This window comes from Streptomyces olivochromogenes (genome assembly GCF_001514115.1).
GTDB classification, from domain to species: domain Bacteria; phylum Actinomycetota; class Actinomycetes; order Streptomycetales; family Streptomycetaceae; genus Streptomyces; species Streptomyces olivochromogenes.
The window spans coordinates 52371-69171 of sequence record NZ_KQ948486.1; the positions used below are offsets into that span (position 1 = coordinate 52371).

Sequence of the window (16801 nt, forward strand, 5' to 3'; positions counted from 1 at the left end):
GACGCCGTCACCGTGCCCCCACCTCAAGGGCTCGCATAGACCGAGCGAGCCGATGCACCAGCCCATCAGGTCCGGCGCGTTCAGGCGTGCCTACCAAGCCACCGGTAGCTCCAGCGGGAAGCGCCGGATCGTTTCGGTGTCCCACCGCACTTCCTCCGGCGGCACCGCAAGCCGCAGTCCGGGGAAGCGCTTCAAGAGGCGCCCGATCGCCACTTCCATCTCCGCCATGGCCAAGGGCACCGCGATGCATCGGTGTCCGCCCCAGCCGAACGTCATGTGCGGCTGGTACGGCCGGTCGGGGTCGAGGACGTGCGAGTCCGGGAAGCGCTTCGGGTCACGGTTTGCCGTCAGGTACGACACGTGGACGAAGTCGCCCGCCCGGATCTGTACGCCGTCCAGCTCCACGTCCTCAAGGGCCACCCGAGGGATACCGACCCCCTTGCGGAACGGGATGTGGCGGAGCATTTCCTGCAGGACGTCAGTCAGAGACTCCGGCCGACGCCTGACGTGTTCCATCAGCTCGGGACGCGTCAGGAGCAGGTATGCGATGTCGCTGATCTGGCATGTTGCCGTGTCCTGGCCGCTGAGTGTCAGCGTCAGTGCCATGACCGCCAGTTCCCTGTCGTCAAGCTGATCCTCACCGTCTCGCGCTGCGGCCATCGCGCTGATGAGGTCCTTGCCGGGTGAGCTCCGGCGCTGCTCGACGAGTTTGGCGAAGTAGGCCGTCAGATCGGCCTTGGCGCTCGCCGCGGCCTCCTTGTTGCCCGCGCCGACGACGAGCAACTGGCGCACGGACTCCTGCATCTGGGGCCAGTCCTCCTGTTCGACGCCGAGGAGGTCCAGGATGGTGTGCTGGGGGAGCGGGTCGGAGAGGTACTGAACCAGGTCCGCCGGCGAGCCGTCCTCCTCCATCCTGTCCAGCAGGACGTCCGCGAGCCAGATGATCCGGCTCCGCATCCCGTCGACCTGCTGCTGGGTGAAGGCCTGCGAGGCCAGCTGGCGGACACGGCTGCTGTGCGGCGGGTCCATCACGTTGATGGATTCGGGAGAGACGATGGGCTCCGGGGTCAGCCGGGGGTAGTCGTGGCCGATGATGGCGGCCCGACTGAGCCGGTGATCGGTGGTCACCTGCTTGACGGCGTCGAATCCGGTGATCAGCCAGGCGTCCGCATCGCCGTAGGGAAGCCGGATGCGCGCAGGGGTATCGCGGTCCATCAAGTCCGCGAGCACAGGGTCGAACTCCAGGGCTTCGCTGAAGTCGAACGGGCAGATGCTTTTCTCGTTGTCCGCGGTCATCAGGCGGCTCCTCCGGGCATGGGTACGACGTCGGTGGTGTCCACGGCCCGGCGAATGGCCTTGGCGGGGCTGACGGCATCGCCGACGGCCCAGTAGTGGACGAAGAACAGGGGTGGTTCGTCGGTGGGGTTGTGGTGGCGCGCCTCGACGAGTTCGACGCCACCGCGCGGCAGGGCCACGAGGACGGGTTGGACTTCCTTGGCGATCACGACCAGGTCACCGCTGAGGGCAGCCGTTCCGCCGCGGAGCGGCTGGAAGTTGACGGAGATGGTGGCGACCAGTCTCGGGGGCAGGATCGCAGGACCGTCGGCGACGGTCTCGCGGCGGACATCTGAAAATCTGCAGTTCGCGCTCGGTGACCACGGCGTCGCCCATCAAAAGCGTGCTGTGGTCTGGGCGACGGACGAAGGACACGCGCGTGCCCAGAACGAGCGCGCGGTTGATCCGGATGCCGCGAGAGAAGGCCGTGAGGTCCCGGCGCGGCAAGCTCGTGTCGTACATGAACCGCCTCAGGCCACCGGTCGGGTCGAGAGCGTCGCCCACGCCCGCCCAGTCCGCCGATTTGGTCATTACCGGTAGGGCCGGGGAGCGGTCCTCCGGTCCGGCGGACAGGGCGCGGGCCCTGGCAGGCACACTGGTGAGTACGGGCGCAAGGGCGGCCGCGGCCGGCACACGGCGCCGGGACGGGGTGAGTCGAGAGTGGGTGTCCTGCCTGTCTCTTGTCAGCCATGTCATATGCCTCCTGGCGCGATGGAAGCACAGGACACCTCGTGGACCGCTGATCGGCACAGCCACATCCCGCCAGGTGGGCTAACTGACCGCCGCTTATGGCCCGCGGCTGCACAGCAGCTGGCCGCGCGAGCCACCGTGGCCAACCTGACCGGCGTCTGCCGGAGATGCCGTGGCGGCCGACGGGTGACGCGCGGCCGAGTGGTGCGGTCATGCCGACCGCGCGGCTCCGCTCAGGGTCGTGGTGGAAGGAGCCTGTCTGCCCGCGTCCAGGCTGTCCGTGCTGCCCACCACGCCTTCTGCGACGAGGTCGCCCCGGGCGGGTGTGTGGGTGTCGTCGGCCTTCATCGGCGACGTGCGTCACCCGTGTGGCCTACACGTGTGGGCGTGTCGCTGCCGCGCTGCCGCGTTTCAGCGGGAAGTCGGGAAGTGGCGCAGCCGAGCCGTCCCCCCAGCCGTACAGGCCCGCCGCCTGGCGAAGGTGCTCCAGGGCATCCGACCGTAAGATGTCGTCCAGGCCCCGGAGTCCTGGATGGCCGACCAGGGAACGGGTATCACGCGCGCCTGACGGTCACGCCGACATGGCCTGCTCGCCGCCTTCGGCGCCCTCGGCACCTTCCGCGCAGGCGGCGGCCAGGTCGTCCAGGGACAGGTGCAGCGCGTGGGCCAGGGCTGCCACGGTGAAGAAGGCCGGGGTCGGGGCCCGGCCGGTCTCGATCTTGCGAAGCGTTTCAGCGGACACCCCGGCGGCTGCCGCCACGTCGACCATGCTGCGGTCGCCGCGGGCGCGGCGGAGCAGGATCCCGAAGCGCTCTCCGCGTTGCCGCTCTTGCGGACTCAAAGGAACTCTCACCATGCCCGTGATACTAATACCGGTATAAGTATTGGGTAGCGTCGCACGGCAGGGAGTCACGACACATGGTGGAGATCAAGACCGACACGGCACTGGAGGCGATGCGAGAAGCCGGACGCGTCGTGGCTCATGCACTCGCAGCCGCCCGCGCGGCGGCAGCCGTGGGAGTTCGCCTGCGCGAGCTCGACGAAGCGGCCCGCACCGTTCTCACCAAGGCCGGAGCACGTTCTCCGTTCCTGGGCTACCAGCCCTCCTTCGCTCCGACCCCCTTCCCCGCCGTGATCTGCGCCTCCGTGAACGACGCCGTCTCGCACGGCATCCCCGACGACTACCGCCTGCGCGACGGCGACCTGGTCAGCGTCGACTGCGGAGCCGAACTCGACGGCTGGACCGGCGACGCCGCGATCAGCTTCACCGTCGGTACCCCTCGCCCCGCCGACCTCGAACTCATCGCCGCCACCCAGCAGGCCCTGGACGCCGGCATCGCCGCCGCCACCGTCGGCCACCGGATCGGCGATATCTCCCATGCCATCAGCACGGTCGCCCGCAAGGCCGACTGCGGCATGCCGGCCGACTTCGGCGGCCACGGCATCGGCCGCCAGATGCACGAAGACCCCCACGTGCCCAACCACGGACGACCCGGCCGCGGCTTCCCTCTGCGCCACGGCCTCGCCCTCGCCATCGAACCCATGCTCATGGCCGGCGGACGCAACGACTACCACACCGACCCCGACGGATGGACCCTGCGCACGATCGACGGCAGCCGAGCCGCCCACATCGAGCACACCATCGCCATCACCGAGGACGGCCCCCGCATTCTCACCCTGCCCTGACCTCGAGTCCGCTCCCACCCGGCAGCCAGACACATCGGCCACGCTCGGCCAAGCACCGATCACGGCTCCTACCGGCGCCGAGCCCTGACCGCCTCCGAGCGCCACCGGCTCAAGAAGACGGCCTATGGCCACAAGACCCCACATCAGGCTCGGCAGCACGCAGCCATCGTGCTGTCGGCTGCCCGTGGGGCACCAACTACTACTGCACTCCAGCGGACTTCCCAACTACACCAAGTGAGAGGAGATGATCCGGGAGCGCCATCCCAGGGGTTACTACCAGGATTCGGCCGGCGCGCCTCTGGTCGGCGCCACGAAGTGGGACCCATCCTGGGCCTGGGCCTGGGCCTGGGCCTGGGCCGGGGCTGCGGGCCAGATGGTGTCCACCGACTCCGACCTGAACCGGTTCTTCACCGCGCTGTTGGCCGGCCGACTTCTCCCGAAGGCTCAGCTCGACCAGCTGCGCACCACCGTCCCCGCCGGTTACCCCTTTCCCGCCGTTGCCCGTTACGGGCTGGGACTCGTGAGCACGCCGCTGTCGTGCGGCGGTGTGTACTGGGGCCACGGCGGCAGCATGACGGGATACGAGACCCGAGGCGGCGTCACCGAGGACGGCCGCGCGGCCAACGTCGCCGTGACCATGCAGCCGAGCCAGGCAGTCAAGGAGCGCATGGACGGTGTCGTGGACACGGCCCTGTGCCGCTGAACCGCGTCACTTGGAGATCATCTCAATTGGCGATCTCGTTACCCTGTACGCGTGTTGATGGCTGATCGCCTCGGCCCCGACAGGCTGTGGGGACTGTTTGAGCGGGTGGTGCCGAAGGCGCGGACCAGGCCGCGAGGCGGTGGTCGGCGTCGGTACGGAGACCGCGAGGTGCTGGCGGTGATCTTCTTCGTGGTGACCATGGGGTGCACGTGGGCGCAGGTCCCGCCGGTGTTCGGACCATCGGGGGCGACGGCTCAACGGCGGTTCATGGAGTCGACCCGACAGCGCGTGTGGCCAGGCGGGTGTACGCCGCCGAGGCCATGCCCGCGATCGTGCCATGGGCCACTGACATGTCGCGGATCGTCGCCTACGACGAGCTATGCAGCCCCTGGTGCGCAACTGACCGGCGGCCTGGTTTTGGACGGCGGCCCCTCTGCGCGCGAGCTGTTTGTCGGCCTGGCGCGGCAGACGTGGCAGCGCCGTTCGTGTGGCGAGGGGTCACGGCCTGCGGATCTACGGCCGGGACCACTCTGGGCGAGTTGGTCCGCAGCGTCGGCAGCTACCCGGGCCGGCATCGCCACACAACCCTGGCCAAGGCCATCCACGCCTGCCGGACCGTCCTGCACGCTCGCGAGCTGGATATGGACAAAGCGGAAGCAGATCCTCCGAGCTCATTCGCCTGCCACGTCCCGCGGGGATGGAGCCGGATACCGCGAATCAGGCCGTGGCGCCCCGGGGCGCCCCCTGCCGTGGTGAAACGATGCCCGACCCGGCCACCGACCCTACGGTGATGGCATGACGGTGCTCAACGGTTGGAGGCGGCGAGGGCGAGCCCGGAGCCGCACGCTCGACGTCTTGGGCGTGGCTGTGCTGTGCGTGCTGTCGGTCGTGGCTGCCTCGGTCGACCCGCACGAGCACGAGTTCGTGTTGCGCTGGTCCGCCGTGGTGCTGGCTGCCGTCGGCTGTTTCGCGTTGCTCTGGCGTCGTCGTCACCCGTTCGGAGTACTGGCCGTCACCATTGGCTGCGGGGTGATCTTTCAGATGCTCGGCTTCCGGGAGAGCCCGCTGGTGACAAGCCCGGTTCTGGCGTCCGTCTACAACGTGGCGCTGCGGACCGACCGGCGTACCGCCTGGACCGCGGCAGCTGTCTCCGCTGCCGTTCTGGTAGGCGCCGACGCGGTGTGGACCTCGGATTCGTGGCTCGACCCGGACAAGGCTGCGATGGTGGCCTGGACGGCCCTGCCGGCCGCCGTCGGGGACGGGCTGCGCTCACGGCGCGCCTATGTGGCGGCCGTGGTGGAAAGAGCGGAGCACGCCGAGCGCACCCGCGAGCAAGAAGCACAGCAGCGAGTGGCGGCCGAACGTGTCCGGATCGCCCGCGAGCTGCACGACATCGTCGCCCACCACATCGCCTTGATCAACGCTCAGGCAGGCGTCGCCGTCCACCTGGTGGACCAGCGTCCGGAACAAATCCTGACAGCTCTGGAGAACATCCGGGACACCAGCCGCTCCGCGCTGGACGAATTACGGGTGACCGTAGGGCTGCTGCGGCAGTCCGACGAGCCGGTGGCCATCCGTGACCCGATGCCGGGCCTTGCGCAAGTACCAGCGCTTCTGGCGTCGTTCGAACGCGCCGGGCTGGCCGTGAGCCACACGCGGCGGGGCAGCACCGAGCCGCTGGAGCCGGCGGTCGACCTGGCCGCGTACCGCATCGTGCAGGAGTCCTTGACCAATGTGCGCAAGCACGCCGGGGCCGACCATGCACGGCTGTTCCTGCACTACCACTGCGAACGGCTGACGATCACCGTCGAGGACGACGGGTGCGCCGGACCGCACCATCCTCACCCGGGGGCCGGCCACGGGCTGATCGGGATGCGTGAGCGGGCTACCACGATAGGGGGCACGCTGTATGCGGGACCGCGCCCCGAAGGCGGTTTCACCGTGACCGCGGAACTCCCGCTGCGCCCCAGTCCGGCAGGGAATCGGAGACATGAGCATGACGATTCGCGTACTGCTTGCCGATGACCAGGCCCTGCTGCGGGGCACCTTCCGCATGCTGTTCGACGCCACGGATGACATGGAGACCGTGGCAGAGGCGTCCAACGGCCGTGAGGCGGTCGAGCTGGCCGGTTCACAGCGCCCGGACGTGGTCCTGATGGACATCCGCATGCCGGAGATGGACGGCCTCGAGGCGACACGGCTCATCACCGAGTCCGAGGACCTCGTAGGTGTGAAGGTGCTCATCCTGACCACCTTCGAAGACGACGAGCACGTCGCCGACGCACTGCGTGCGGGTGCGAGCGGGTTTCTGGGCAAGGGCGCACGACCCGAGGAACTCCTCGATGCCGTCCGAACGGTCGCAGACGGTGAGGCGCTGCTGTCCCCGTCCGCGACGCGAGCATTGATCACTCGGTTTCTGGCCCAGCCGGATCCATGCCCGGCGGCCGTCCATGAGCGGCTGGAGAGCTTGACACCGCGGGAACGCGACGTCACGAGCCTCGCCGCACTCGGCCTGTCCAACGACGAGATCGCCGAGCGCCTGTTCGTCAGCCCGCTGACCGCCAAGACCCACATCAACCGGGCCATGACCAAGCTGGCAGCTCGTGACCGCGCCCAGCTCGTCGTCATCGCCTACCAGTGCGGGCTGGTCAGTCCGGCTACGGAACCAGATCAATCCCAGCAACCCGCGTAGTCGCCGGCACGGTGCGTCCACCTTCTGCCCCGGCCGCAGGCCGACGTACCGCGTACTGCAGCCGTGGTAGCCAGAAGTCGCTGCGTGGGGACGACGCGCTCAGGGGTGCTCCTGAGCCAAGGTGGAACCCTGAACGGAGGTTTCACCATGACCGCAACCCAGTGCCTGACGAAGCCCGACGAGAAGACGGCCGTCGAGGAATGTCGCACGATCCGTGAACTTCTGGCCGGAAACGAACGCAGGACCCTCGCCCCCTCTGAGGCAGGCGCGGTGCGGGCTCACCTGGCGATCTGCCACACGTGCCGGGACGAGTACGACCGCCTCGCGGCCGTGCCGGCACACCTGTCTCTTCTCCGCGACGCTCTGGCCTGCGGCAAAGGCCGAAGCGCGCGGACGCACGCGGCCACCCGGCTCGATCGCGGTCACTCCTCGCCCCGTCACCGCAGGCCACACCGATCGAACCTGACCATGCAGCTCACGCTGTCCCAATGGGTCAGCAGGACCACGTCGCACATCCAGTGAGCACATCTCGCGGATGCGACGAGGTACCTCGGGCGGAACGGCAAGGGGACCCTTCTGCGGCGTCTCACTGGCCACCGGCGAAGAGCATTCGCACGGTTGGTGTGGAGACGGACGGCGGAGGGGTCCACCACCCCGCGATTGCTGGAATTGGACGACACCGGTTGCCGTGAAGGGTGCAGTCCCCGTCGACGCGTACGAACATTCCAGACGTAGTGGGTGTGGGCGATGTCGTCGTTGACTACGGGAGTGGGGCCGTCGGTCTGAGTTGGCAGCCCAGCTTCTCGCGGACGGCTGGACGCTGCCGCTGGCCAGAGGGCGGGCAGAATCATCGTCGCGTTGCGGGCGCCGGGCAGACCGCTGCGGAGGCTCTTCACGTAGTCCATGGCCCACCCTGTGAACTCGGCCATCGAGGCGTTGTCGACCTCGGGGACAGCGGCGGCGAGGACGAACAGCTCCACCTTGGTGCCGAACCATCGCACCCTGCGGTCCGATCGACTGCCGATCACTACCCGGTAGTCGCGACAGGTGGTTGCGGTCACCCCGCATCCGTCGGCCGCCAGCCGTTCTCGGAGTGCCTCCTTAGGCGTTGGCCGCGTCGGGCGACGGCGCCCCATCGGTTCGCGGCTGAGTCATGTGTGGATCCTCCATCACGCGTGGTGCGGGGGGAAGTTGGCCCTTCCAAATCCCGGAAGCGAGAGTCCCCCCGGACGGACAACCGCTCTCCAGCGATGTGTGATCACCAGCCTCACAGCCCACGCACCCTGCACACGCCCATGCAATCCGTCACGCAGTGCACGGCCACCGCGCGGCCCTGTGCCGCGGGCCGTACGGATTCGGTGCCCACGAGCACGTCGAAGTCCGGGAGCCCGGAGTCCGCGAGGACGCGTGAGTGATGCCCAGGCGAGCCAGTTGGACCCCGACCGGCTGCAGTTCAAGTGGCGCGGTGTCGGGTCGGGGGAGACCGAGCCAGTCAGAGGAAGATCTTCCTGGTCGACTCTCTGGGCCGGCTGCGGTGGCACGCTGCTGGCTCGGAAGCCCAGGTCAGGTTCACTCTGACCTGGATTTTCGTACGGCGTGGCCTGCCGCGCGGGTCAGTTTCGGGCGGCTCAGGACGTCGGTGCTGTCGAGGAACTGGTCCACGGAGCCGACGGGCAGCAGATCGCGAAGCGTCGGGTCCGTGATGCGGGCCGTCAGGGCCTTGGCGAAACGGTCGGCGCGCAGAACTTGGAAGGGGCGGGAGTGGTAGGGGCGGGTGGCGGGGTCGACCCGGTCGGTCAGGCCCAGTTGGTTGTGCAGGCCCGCGACCGTCTCGTAGGCGTGCGCCAGATGCCGCTCGCGGTCGCGCCAGTCGGTGGCGGCGAGGACGGCGGTGAGGTCGGGGGTGAGGCGAAGGCCCATGGGAGTGCGGGCGAACGCGCTGCCGAGCCACTTGTTGTAGGGCGGAAAGCGGCGGTCCATCAGGAGGCACAGGCGCATCAGGTCGTGCACGAGGCGGGCGGCGACCACGGCGGATCCGAGCTCGTCGCCGACCTCGCCGCAGCGGCCGACGAAGGCTTCCTCCTGGGATATGCGTTGCCATTGGCAGGACAGGACATGGAGCCAGAGGTCGTGCGGGTACCAACGGAGGGCCGTGCGTAAGGGAGCGAGTTCACCGAGGCCGTCGTGGAAGACGGCTCCGCCGGTGACTTCGGCGAGGAGTTGGGTGGGGGTGGCGAGCCAGTCCGTCGGGGTGATGCCGGAGGATGGGTCGAAGCCGAGTACGTCGGTGAACCAGGCTGAGAGGTGGGTGACTTCGACGCGGTGATGGACGGGGCCGTCGGTGGCCCGCATGACGCGGATGTCGCGGTCGCCGGTGGGGGCGAAGTGGGTGGGGTAGCCGTGGAAGGTCTTCGGGAGGTGCTCCGCGAGTACGTGTCTGATGCGTCCCGCGTGCCGGGAGACGTCCTGGCGGCGGAGGAAGAGCTGGAGACGGGGGCCCCATTCGTGGTCGGCCGAGCGAGGGGTGTCGAAGCCGAGCACCTCGGAAACGCTGCCCAGGCGTGCCGCAGAGTGAGGGATTGCGGGGGAGGCTTCCTCCAGCAGGGGGCGTACTGCTTCGGTGTAGAAGCGGCGGGAGAGTTCCAGGCCGGGAATAAAAGCTGGCATATTCGTGACGCTCATGCCAGCAAGCCGTGCCCACTTTATGGCGGGGCATGCGTGCTGTCTTCACGTCGCCTTCCACTCGTGAGGAAGTCGTAGGCTTGAGGAGCGGCGGCCCAACTCTTGTGAGGCGGCGTCGAGTTCCTCGACGTCAATTCGGGCCGTGCTTCAGCGTCCCCCCGGCGGCAAGATCCTTCGTAGTCTCTCTCAACGATCGCGGACCAGCGGGCCACCGGTGCCCGGAGCTTGTGGCTTCGCACCCGAAGTCCGGCTGGTGGTCGAGCCCTTGCGTAAGGCTGCCGCCCGGCACCGTATTGGCAGGGAATCGAGCGGCAGGTGCGGCTGGTCGGCAGGTGAGCAACGGCCGGTCGCGTCATCTGTACGAGCGACCGGACGGCCGCGCATGCCGCCATGCATTGGACGGCCGCGCATGCCGCCATGCGGGTGTTCCGCGCCTGGGCCTCAGGTTCGTCCGGCAGGTGGTGGTCCTTGCCCGCCCGCGCGGAACTGGCCTGCACGCTTGTGGCGGTCGAGAGCCGTCGGCGCGTGTACCGGTCGAGCGCGGCGTCGGGAGTCTCGGCCGACGTGGCCCCCGCGAGGGCGTCGCCGAGCACAGCCGCGTCCAGAATCGCCCGCGCCGCACCCTGGGGCCTGGAACGGCACCATCGCATGGGCACTGTCGCCCAGCAGCGTGCCGTCGAACCGACGGCGGTGCATCAGCGTGCTCGTGGGTCACACCCAGGCGACGAGCTCGTACCGATCGTCGTTCGCCGTCTCGTCCCACAGGAGCGTCGTCTGATTCCGTGCGGCGACCACGGGAACAGTGCGACTGGTGCCGACTCCTCGAGGGATGACGGGCCCGGGCCGGACGTTCCAGTGGTCACCACGCAACGTGAGGGAGACCGCGGACAGGGGTGGCACATCGAAATGCCAGAAGGCCGTTGTCGGTGCGGACAGCGCATGGACGAGCGCGGCCCGGATGATCGCCGGCTCGGTGATGGCCAGCGCGTCGCCCGTGCCAGGCGGCACTCTGCTCAGCCAGCCGGCGGTTCGGCGACAGAGCTGGCGTACCGACTCGCCTCCGTGTGGCGCGGCATCCGGGTCTGTCAGCCAGGCGCCGTACCCGTAGGGGTCGTCCGCGGTGACTTCGCCGACTGTGTGCCCACGCCACGTGCCGTAGTCGAAGTCGCGCAGCGCGGGTTCGAGCGTGGCGTTCAGGCCGAGAGCGTCGGCGATCTGCCCGCAGGGGGTCGACGGTGCCCGGATGGCCAGCGAGTACGGGGGGAGTGAGGCTCCCACGACGCGTGCCTCGCGCAGGCCGCTCTCGCTGAGGAGACCGTCACCGAAGACTGCGTTCCTGCTGGTGTCCCCGGCTGTCGCGCACATGAATGTCAGGCGGACCGACATCGGCTTACCTCTTTCCTGGCCCGGCGTGACGCCGGATGGTGTGAGACCTTCGGAGACCGTGGGCGCCGTGGAATCGGCAGTGGATTTTGTGTCCTGGAAGGCGCTTCGACCACAGTCGGCTAGTTGATCAGTCGAGCGGGTGCGGTGGCGGCGTGCAGCATGTACTCCAGTGGTCCGCGCCGGAAAGCCCGTGTCCAGGCGACGGCCAGCAGCATGCTGGCCGCCGCCAAGCAGGCCAGGGCCGGCAGGGCAGCGGACGTCGACAGGTCGTCGATGCCCAGGGTCTTGATGACGATGATGTGGCCGACGTAGGCGGTCAGGGAGACCGAGCCGACCGCGATGACCGGCGTGGCAAGCCGCCGAAGGCGGGCCGACCGGTCCGTGGCGAAGAGGCAGGCGGCGATGATCACGAGGCCGATGCCGGTGTTACCCAGGATCGACCATGTCGTCTGGCTGTGCGGCGCGGCCACCAGCAGCCAGTCCGGGGTACTGGCGGCGGGGTCGCCCACGGCGTCCGACCACCAGGCCGATGCGGCCGACCCGCCGTCCGTCGTCGCGCTCACGGCCGCCTGCGCGCCGGGGACCAGGTTCAGGGCCAGCCAAGAGCCGCCGTAGCCGAGCAGGGCCAGTGCGCTGCCGAGGAGAGCGACCTTGGCGCGTATGCCGGGCCTGGCGAGGTCGAGTCGGCCCACTGCCATTCCGGCGATGACGAAGGGCAGCCAGGTCAGTACCGGGTACGCGCCGGTGATGAACAATTCAACGATCCCGTCCGAATCGGTGATCCGGGCCAGCGGGTCGTGGGCGATGACGGCGTCGGCCCAGCTTCCGCCTTCGACCGCGGTCCGAAGCACATACAGGACCTGGGGCAGTACGAGCGCGGTCGCCGCGGCGATGACGGCCAGTGTGCCGGCTCGCAGCCGGTACAGCGGAAGGGCCAGGAGGAAGACCATTCCGTAAGCGGCGAGGATCACGTCGACCGACGTGTCCAGGGAGGTCAGGGCGTATCCCAGAGCAACCAGGACGGCGGAGCGGATCAGTACCCTGCCCATGACCTGCCGCCCGGCTCGCCCCGTCCGTGGCTGTGGCCGACCAGTGAGAAGGACCAGGGTGAACCCGGCAAGCAGGGCGAACAGGGCAGAGGACCGGCCGCGTGCCACCTCCATCACCCAGCCCAGCGGGCCGCCCACCGACGGGTCGGGGCCGACGTGGGCCGCGTACATGCCGAACACCGCCAGGCCGCGGGCCAGGTCGAGTCCGATCAGCCGTCCCGTTGACGACGTAAGGGAGGGAGCTGACGCCGTAAGGGAGGGGGCGGGAACTGCACCCACAGCGGATGCCGCCCCGGACGGTGCGACCTCTGATACGGCGTGCAACATGTGATCCAGGGTCCTGGACGGTGTGCCTCGCAACCATCCGGCAGGTGTCCGGAACCGCCCCCGCCGACTGGCCGACGCAGCCCCCGCCGACTGGCTGGATTCGATAGTGTGAACCAGCCGGGAGTGTCACGAAATGGTACGAATCGGACAGTGGCCCCATGGCGAGTGGAGCACCCGTGATCCGAGTATTGGTGGTCGACGACGAGGCCCTGATTCGCAAGGGTTTTCAGTACATCCTCGACGCGGCGAAGGACATCGAGGTCGCGGCGGCGGTTCCCGGCAGCCAGGCGCTTCAGGTGGCGCAGGAGATATGTCCTGACGTCGTGCTTCTGGACATCCGGATGCCGGACGTCGACGGCCTCACCGTCCTGGCCGGCCTCCGCCGGCTGTCCCACCCCCCGGTGGTGGCCATGCTCGCGACCATCGGCATGGATGAACACGTCGCAACGGCACTTCGCTCGGGCGCCGCGGGCTTCCTACTCAAGGACACCGACCCCGAGCAGCTGCCGTTCCTGGTGCGGACCCTGGCCAACGGCGGCACCGTACTGTCGTCCAAGGTCACCCGGACGGCAGTGGACATCGCTCCGAACGCCGGCCCCCAGGAACCCGCTGCCCGCAGCCTCGCCCGACTCAGCGACCGCGAGCGTGCCGTACTCACCCTCATCGGCGAGGGACTGTCCAACAGCGACATCGCCACACGGATGCGTCTGAGCACGAGCACGGTCAAAAACGACGTGAGCACCATCCTCACGGAACTCAAGGTCGACGGCCGCGTCCAGGCCTCCCGCCTCGCCCAACGGGCTTGCCTTCTCAAACCGTCGCGGGACCAGGAGGGGGGATGACCCCTCGCCGCCCGCCCCCGCTGCTGCTGGACGCCATCCTTGTCGGAGCCTCGCTGCTCGATGTCTGGGTCAAGGTCCACATCGACGAGTCGCTGCGCCTGGGTTGCGCCCTGGTTGCCGCCTTCTCACTTCTCTTGCGCCGTCGCCGGCCGCTGCTCACCTTCCTGCTCACGTTGCCGGCAGTCCTGGTCTCCGATGCGGTCTTCGCCGCGCTGGCCGCGCTGTACACCCTCGCCTCATTCACCCGGCACCGCGCCCTGCTGGCCGTCTGCGTGACGACATTCACGGTCTGCGACATGACCTCATGGCCGTCACTGCACTGGAACTTCGCGGCCACCTCGACCCTCGTCACTCTGGGCTACACCGCGGCGACGGCGGCCGCTCCCGTCTTCCTGGGGCAACTCGTCCAGACCCGGCGCGATCTGTCGCAGCGGCTCGCCGAGATCTCCGAGGCGCGCGACCACAAGCGGCTGCTGACCGCCCAGGCCGTGCTGGCCAGGGAACGTGCGCAGCTCGCCCGGGAGATGCATGACGTGGTTTCCCACCAGGTCAGTCTGATCGCGGTGCGGGCCGGAGCCCTTCAGGTCGGCGCCCGGGACGCCGAAGTCAAGGAGGCCGCCGCCACGATCCGGCGGCTGAGCGTACAGACCCTGGACGAACTGCGGCACATGGTCAGCGTCCTGCGAGCCTCCGGGGGCCGCCCCACCGAGCTGACACCGCAGCCGTCCCTGGCCGACCTTGAGCGGCTGGTCGACAACAGCGGCATCAAGGTCGAGCTGCAGACCGACGTGTCCGACGACCTTCCGCCCACCGTTCAGCGCGCCATCTACCGCACGGTCCAAGAAGCGCTGACCAACGTACGCAAGCACGCCCCCGGGACCAGCGCGACGGTTCGTATCCGCAACGAGGGCGGCGCCATTCGTGCCACGGTCACCAATACCGCACCGACCCGGCCTCCTCTTCCGCTGCCCAGTGCGCACCACGGTCTGGTCGGCCTGGGGCAGCGCGCCGCGCTCCTTGGAGGCACCGTGACCTCCGGCCCAACGGCCGACGGGGGCTATGAACTGAACCTCGAGCTTCCAGCCGAGGGCGAGTCGTGACGGAGTGCTGGCCGCCGCCACGACCGAAGCAGCGGAGCGGGGGCCGGGCTCCGAGTTCGAAACCCTTCAGCTCGATTCTTGCGAGGAACCCCGGGCGTTTACTCCTTGGAGGCTTCGCATCCGGGAGGCCAGTGGTCCGCTGATCTACTTCCCAATGTGCTGGAGTATGGCCACCTCCGCCTTTGCTGCGGCGTGGTCCACGGCGGGAGCGGAGGGGCGGTTGCTCCGGACGAGAGCCTGCAGAGCCAGGCTGTCGTGCATGCCCTTCTTGCTGCGGTCGCTCGGATTCGGTCCGGTCAAAGGGGTCGGCGAGCGTGCGGTCAGAACCAGTGCAGGCAGTGCGGGGAGCGCTCGGCACGGAAGAGGGCGTCAGCGAGGGTGGCCGCGCCTGGGCGGTGGGCCCGGATGTGTCCGGCGCGCACGAGCGTGCTCGGGGTGGTGCCGCCGAGGTAGATCGAGCCCAGGTCGCTCACGTCCAGGGACAGGTCGGGCTCCCGGTCAGTCGGGACGCAGTCGGCCTTGCTGTCCCGGATGGTCAGCAGGTAGCGGCTGTGCTCGCCCAGGAACGGGTCGTCGACGTCGAGGACGAGCTGTCGCCGTCCATGAACCAGCCGCGCGCGGTCAGCGCACGAGGGACGTCCAGCAGCCGTACCCACAGCCAGTCGGTGTCGCCGCTGACCTGGCCGGCGCGGAAGTCCGCAAACTGCCAGCGCAGCGGGTGCTCGGGCGGGAAGTGCTTGAACACGACCTGAGTGACCAGATCGTGTCCGAGCACGAACCGGGCCAGGGCCGTGAAGACGGCGTCGTCGGCGGCGATGGTCTCGTCCACCGTCAAGGTGCTGGGCTCGCCGGTCGAGTAGCTGGCGTACCCGTCCGGGACTCCGTCGGCGTCCCGGTGGATGGCGACGTAGCGCGGCGCGGAAGCGACGGGGGGCTGTCCCGCGCCCAAGGCCCACCAGCGGTGCGGCCGGGACAGCGCGCCGGGCTGTGCGCGGCGGTAGCGGTCGTAGACCTCTTCCAGGATCTCGCCGCACTCGGCACGCCGCAGCAGCTCGATCGTGCCGGTGTCCGAGCCGGTCGCCGGGGTGTCGGCCCTTCCTCGTGCCCGGGGGAGGGCGAGGGCAGCCTGGTGGCGTGGCACCGTCAGCCGCTGCGTGTAGGTCGCAGGTCCGTAGCCGAACCTGCGGTAGATCAGTGCCTCGGAGGCCAGCAGTACGGAGAGGAACTCCCCTTCGGCCCGCAGCTCGGTGAGCTGATGCCGCATCATCGCGCTGAGCACGCCCTGGCGTCGGTGCGAGGGCAGGACGCCGACGGCGGTCACCCCGGCGGCCGGGACGAGGATCTCACCGGGCAGGGTGAGCTCGAAGGCATACGCCCCGGCGGTGCCGACGGGCCGCCCGTCCGCCGTCAGGGCGAGGAGGCCGCGATCCATTTCGAGCGCCGACCACCAGACCCCGCCGCCCTCGGTCGGGGTTTCAGGGAAGCGTCCGAACGCGGCATGGAGTGTGTCGACGAAGACATCGAGGTCCTGGTCGGTCGTGGGACGGATCTCCATCGCTGCCGCTGCCTCCCTGGGGTACCGGCACCACGACTCGTGGTGTCCCGCAACAGTGCAGCGTTGACCCGTGGCCAGGTCAAGCGGATTACGGTCGGCCACGGCAAAGCCCGATGCCCGCCCGGCCCGGGGGAGTTGCGGTGGTCGGGCTCGGCCAGGTGCAGTCATTGAGGCAGACGCGTTCGATGCGGCGGATGTGACCGGGGCATCGCTGGTTGGCCCGTTTCCGTCAGTTCGCTCCCGTCTGATCCCAAGGCGCACCCGCTTGACCTCGCTCGTGCGTATCCCAGCGACCTCTCCGATGCACGCCGGCGACTGATCGGGTTCACGCTCGCCATCCTCAACGTCGCCCGCACCGGCATCCCCCGGCGGAACCTGCCCCATGACTTTGTGCCGTGGGAAAGCGGACGGCCGAGGGCCGCGACGGCGTGCCGAGCGCCTGCGTGCCGGACGCGCAGAGTGTGAAGACCTCCGCGAGCGTGCCCGCGGCCGACCAGGGCATCGACGCAGGCAAGAAATCGCAGGCCGCAAGCGCCACCTCAGAGTGGACACTCTCGGCCTGCTGCCGACCGTCTGGGTCACCGTGGTGAGCGTCTCCGGCAACGCCGACGGCATGCATCTGATGCGACCCCGGCGTCAATGGATTCAAGGTCATTCCCTCATAAGTCGACGACTCGCCCTCGAATTTCACCCGGAACTGGCGCGACACCTGAACCTCGGACCAAACAGCCTCACCGGGATGAAACGCTCCCTT

14 protein-coding genes and 3 pseudogenes are annotated in these 16801 nt (G+C 69.0%); 9 read left to right on the top strand and 8 right to left on the bottom strand.

Going from position 1 to position 16801, the window contains the following annotated elements; all coding sequences use genetic code 11:
• Window positions 1–90 precede the first annotated feature (90 nt).
• From AQJ27_RS47625 to AQJ27_RS47635, 4 genes are all read right to left on the bottom strand, one after another.
• Window positions 91–1296 carry a cytochrome P450 gene (locus AQJ27_RS47625; RefSeq protein ID WP_067384379.1) on the bottom strand — a complete coding sequence of 402 codons (1206 nt, stop codon included), beginning with the start codon at window positions 1294–1296 and terminating at the stop codon, window positions 91–93.
• Window positions 1296–1505 (bottom strand): DUF1259 domain-containing protein, encoded by a 210-nt coding sequence (locus AQJ27_RS59755; protein WP_425275289.1) that lies wholly within the window; start codon window positions 1503–1505, stop codon window positions 1296–1298. The genes AQJ27_RS47625 and AQJ27_RS59755 overlap by 1 nt, the downstream gene beginning before the upstream one ends.
• 7 nt (window positions 1506–1512) lie before the next feature.
• Entirely contained in the window at window positions 1513–2031 is a 519-nt protein-coding gene (locus AQJ27_RS60630; protein WP_341866166.1) for a DUF1259 domain-containing protein, read from the bottom strand.
• 565 nt (window positions 2032–2596) lie between these two features.
• On the bottom strand, window positions 2597–2881 hold the full coding sequence (locus AQJ27_RS47635) for a helix-turn-helix domain-containing protein (protein ID WP_067384388.1): 285 nt from the start codon (window positions 2879–2881) through the stop codon (window positions 2597–2599).
• 62 nt (window positions 2882–2943) lie between these two features.
• Here AQJ27_RS47635 and map point away from each other — a divergent pair, with 62 nt between their 5' ends.
• The 6 genes and pseudogenes from map (at window position 2944) to AQJ27_RS47660 (ending at window position 7628) form a co-directional block, all read left to right on the top strand.
• Entirely contained in the window at window positions 2944–3711 is a 768-nt protein-coding gene (gene map, locus AQJ27_RS47640) for a type I methionyl aminopeptidase (protein ID WP_067384390.1), read from the top strand.
• Between the two features lie 247 nt (window positions 3712–3958).
• Window positions 3959–4414, top strand: a pseudogene (locus tag AQJ27_RS47645) (serine hydrolase); the annotation flags it as partial.
• A gap of 57 nt (window positions 4415–4471) precedes the next feature.
• Window positions 4472–5170 (top strand): transposase, encoded by a 699-nt coding sequence (locus AQJ27_RS61115; protein WP_425275290.1) that lies wholly within the window; start codon window positions 4472–4474, stop codon window positions 5168–5170.
• Between the two features lie 39 nt (window positions 5171–5209).
• Window positions 5210–6439: a sensor histidine kinase gene (locus AQJ27_RS47650; RefSeq protein WP_079065850.1), complete on the top strand. Its 1230-nt coding sequence runs from the start codon at window positions 5210–5212 to the stop codon at window positions 6437–6439.
• Complete coding sequence (locus tag AQJ27_RS47655; RefSeq protein ID WP_067384393.1) at window positions 6411–7106, top strand: response regulator transcription factor; 696 nt, start codon at window positions 6411–6413, stop codon at window positions 7104–7106. The genes AQJ27_RS47650 and AQJ27_RS47655 overlap by 29 nt, the downstream gene beginning before the upstream one ends.
• Before the next feature lie 147 nt (window positions 7107–7253).
• Window positions 7254–7628: a zf-HC2 domain-containing protein gene (locus AQJ27_RS47660; RefSeq protein ID WP_067384395.1), complete on the top strand. Its 375-nt coding sequence runs from the start codon at window positions 7254–7256 to the stop codon at window positions 7626–7628.
• Window positions 7629–8675: 1047 nt separating this feature from the next.
• Here the strand turns inward: AQJ27_RS47660 and AQJ27_RS47665 are convergent.
• The 3 genes from AQJ27_RS47665 to AQJ27_RS47675 all read right to left on the bottom strand — a co-directional run bounded on the left by AQJ27_RS47665 (window position 8676) and on the right by AQJ27_RS47675 (window position 12550).
• A complete protein-coding gene (locus tag AQJ27_RS47665; RefSeq protein WP_067384398.1) occupies window positions 8676–9773 on the bottom strand; it encodes a DUF4037 domain-containing protein in 1098 nt (365 codons plus the stop codon).
• Window positions 9774–10499: 726 nt separating this feature from the next.
• Window positions 10500–11174 carry a histidine phosphatase family protein gene (locus tag AQJ27_RS47670; protein WP_067384400.1) on the bottom strand — a complete coding sequence of 225 codons (675 nt, stop codon included), beginning with the start codon at window positions 11172–11174 and terminating at the stop codon, window positions 10500–10502.
• Between the two features lie 119 nt (window positions 11175–11293).
• Window positions 11294–12550 carry a DUF418 domain-containing protein gene (locus tag AQJ27_RS47675; protein WP_067384402.1) on the bottom strand — a complete coding sequence of 419 codons (1257 nt, stop codon included), beginning with the start codon at window positions 12548–12550 and terminating at the stop codon, window positions 11294–11296.
• A 176-nt stretch (window positions 12551–12726) separates the two neighbouring features.
• Here AQJ27_RS47675 and AQJ27_RS47680 point away from each other — a divergent pair, with 176 nt between their 5' ends.
• Together AQJ27_RS47680 and AQJ27_RS47685 are read left to right on the top strand one after the other, a co-directional pair.
• On the top strand, window positions 12727–13392 hold the full coding sequence (locus AQJ27_RS47680; protein ID WP_067384405.1) for a response regulator: 666 nt from the start codon (window positions 12727–12729) through the stop codon (window positions 13390–13392).
• Window positions 13389–14492, top strand: a complete 1104-nt coding sequence (locus AQJ27_RS47685; RefSeq protein ID WP_067384407.1) for a sensor histidine kinase — start codon at window positions 13389–13391, stop codon at window positions 14490–14492. Before AQJ27_RS47680 ends, AQJ27_RS47685 begins: the two co-directional genes overlap by 4 nt.
• Before the next feature lie 320 nt (window positions 14493–14812).
• Here the strand turns inward: AQJ27_RS47685 and AQJ27_RS47690 are convergent.
• Window positions 14813–16047, bottom strand: a pseudogene (locus AQJ27_RS47690) (GNAT family N-acetyltransferase).
• 315 nt (window positions 16048–16362) lie between these two features.
• On the opposite strand from AQJ27_RS47690, the pseudogene AQJ27_RS54020 reads away from it, so the two are divergent.
• Window positions 16363–16672: pseudogene (locus AQJ27_RS54020) on the top strand (IS5 family transposase); the annotation flags it as partial.
• Between the last annotated feature and the right edge of the window lie 129 nt (window positions 16673–16801).

Excerpts from the sequence above, each read along its gene's own strand:
- AQJ27_RS61115 (WP_425275290.1), top strand. The coding sequence starts at position 4,472 with ATGGCTGATCGCCTCGGCCCCGACAGGCTGTGGGGACTGTTTGAGCGG.
- AQJ27_RS47665 (WP_067384398.1), bottom strand. The coding sequence starts at position 9,773 with ATGCCAGCTTTTATTCCCGGCCTGGAACTCTCCCGCCGCTTCTACACC.
- AQJ27_RS47635 (WP_067384388.1), bottom strand. The coding sequence starts at position 2,881 with ATGGTGAGAGTTCCTTTGAGTCCGCAAGAGCGGCAACGCGGAGAGCGC.
- AQJ27_RS47670 (WP_067384400.1), bottom strand. The coding sequence starts at position 11,174 with ATGTCGGTCCGCCTGACATTCATGTGCGCGACAGCCGGGGACACCAGC.
- AQJ27_RS47660 (WP_067384395.1), top strand. The coding sequence starts at position 7,254 with ATGACCGCAACCCAGTGCCTGACGAAGCCCGACGAGAAGACGGCCGTC.
- map (WP_067384390.1), top strand. The coding sequence starts at position 2,944 with ATGGTGGAGATCAAGACCGACACGGCACTGGAGGCGATGCGAGAAGCC.
- AQJ27_RS47655 (WP_067384393.1), top strand. The coding sequence starts at position 6,411 with ATGACGATTCGCGTACTGCTTGCCGATGACCAGGCCCTGCTGCGGGGC.
- AQJ27_RS47650 (WP_079065850.1), top strand. The coding sequence starts at position 5,210 with ATGACGGTGCTCAACGGTTGGAGGCGGCGAGGGCGAGCCCGGAGCCGC.
- AQJ27_RS47625 (WP_067384379.1), bottom strand. The coding sequence starts at position 1,296 with ATGACCGCGGACAACGAGAAAAGCATCTGCCCGTTCGACTTCAGCGAA.
- AQJ27_RS60630 (WP_341866166.1), bottom strand. The coding sequence starts at position 2,031 with ATGACATGGCTGACAAGAGACAGGCAGGACACCCACTCTCGACTCACC.
- AQJ27_RS47675 (WP_067384402.1), bottom strand. The coding sequence starts at position 12,550 with ATGTTGCACGCCGTATCAGAGGTCGCACCGTCCGGGGCGGCATCCGCT.
- AQJ27_RS47685 (WP_067384407.1), top strand. The coding sequence starts at position 13,389 with ATGACCCCTCGCCGCCCGCCCCCGCTGCTGCTGGACGCCATCCTTGTC.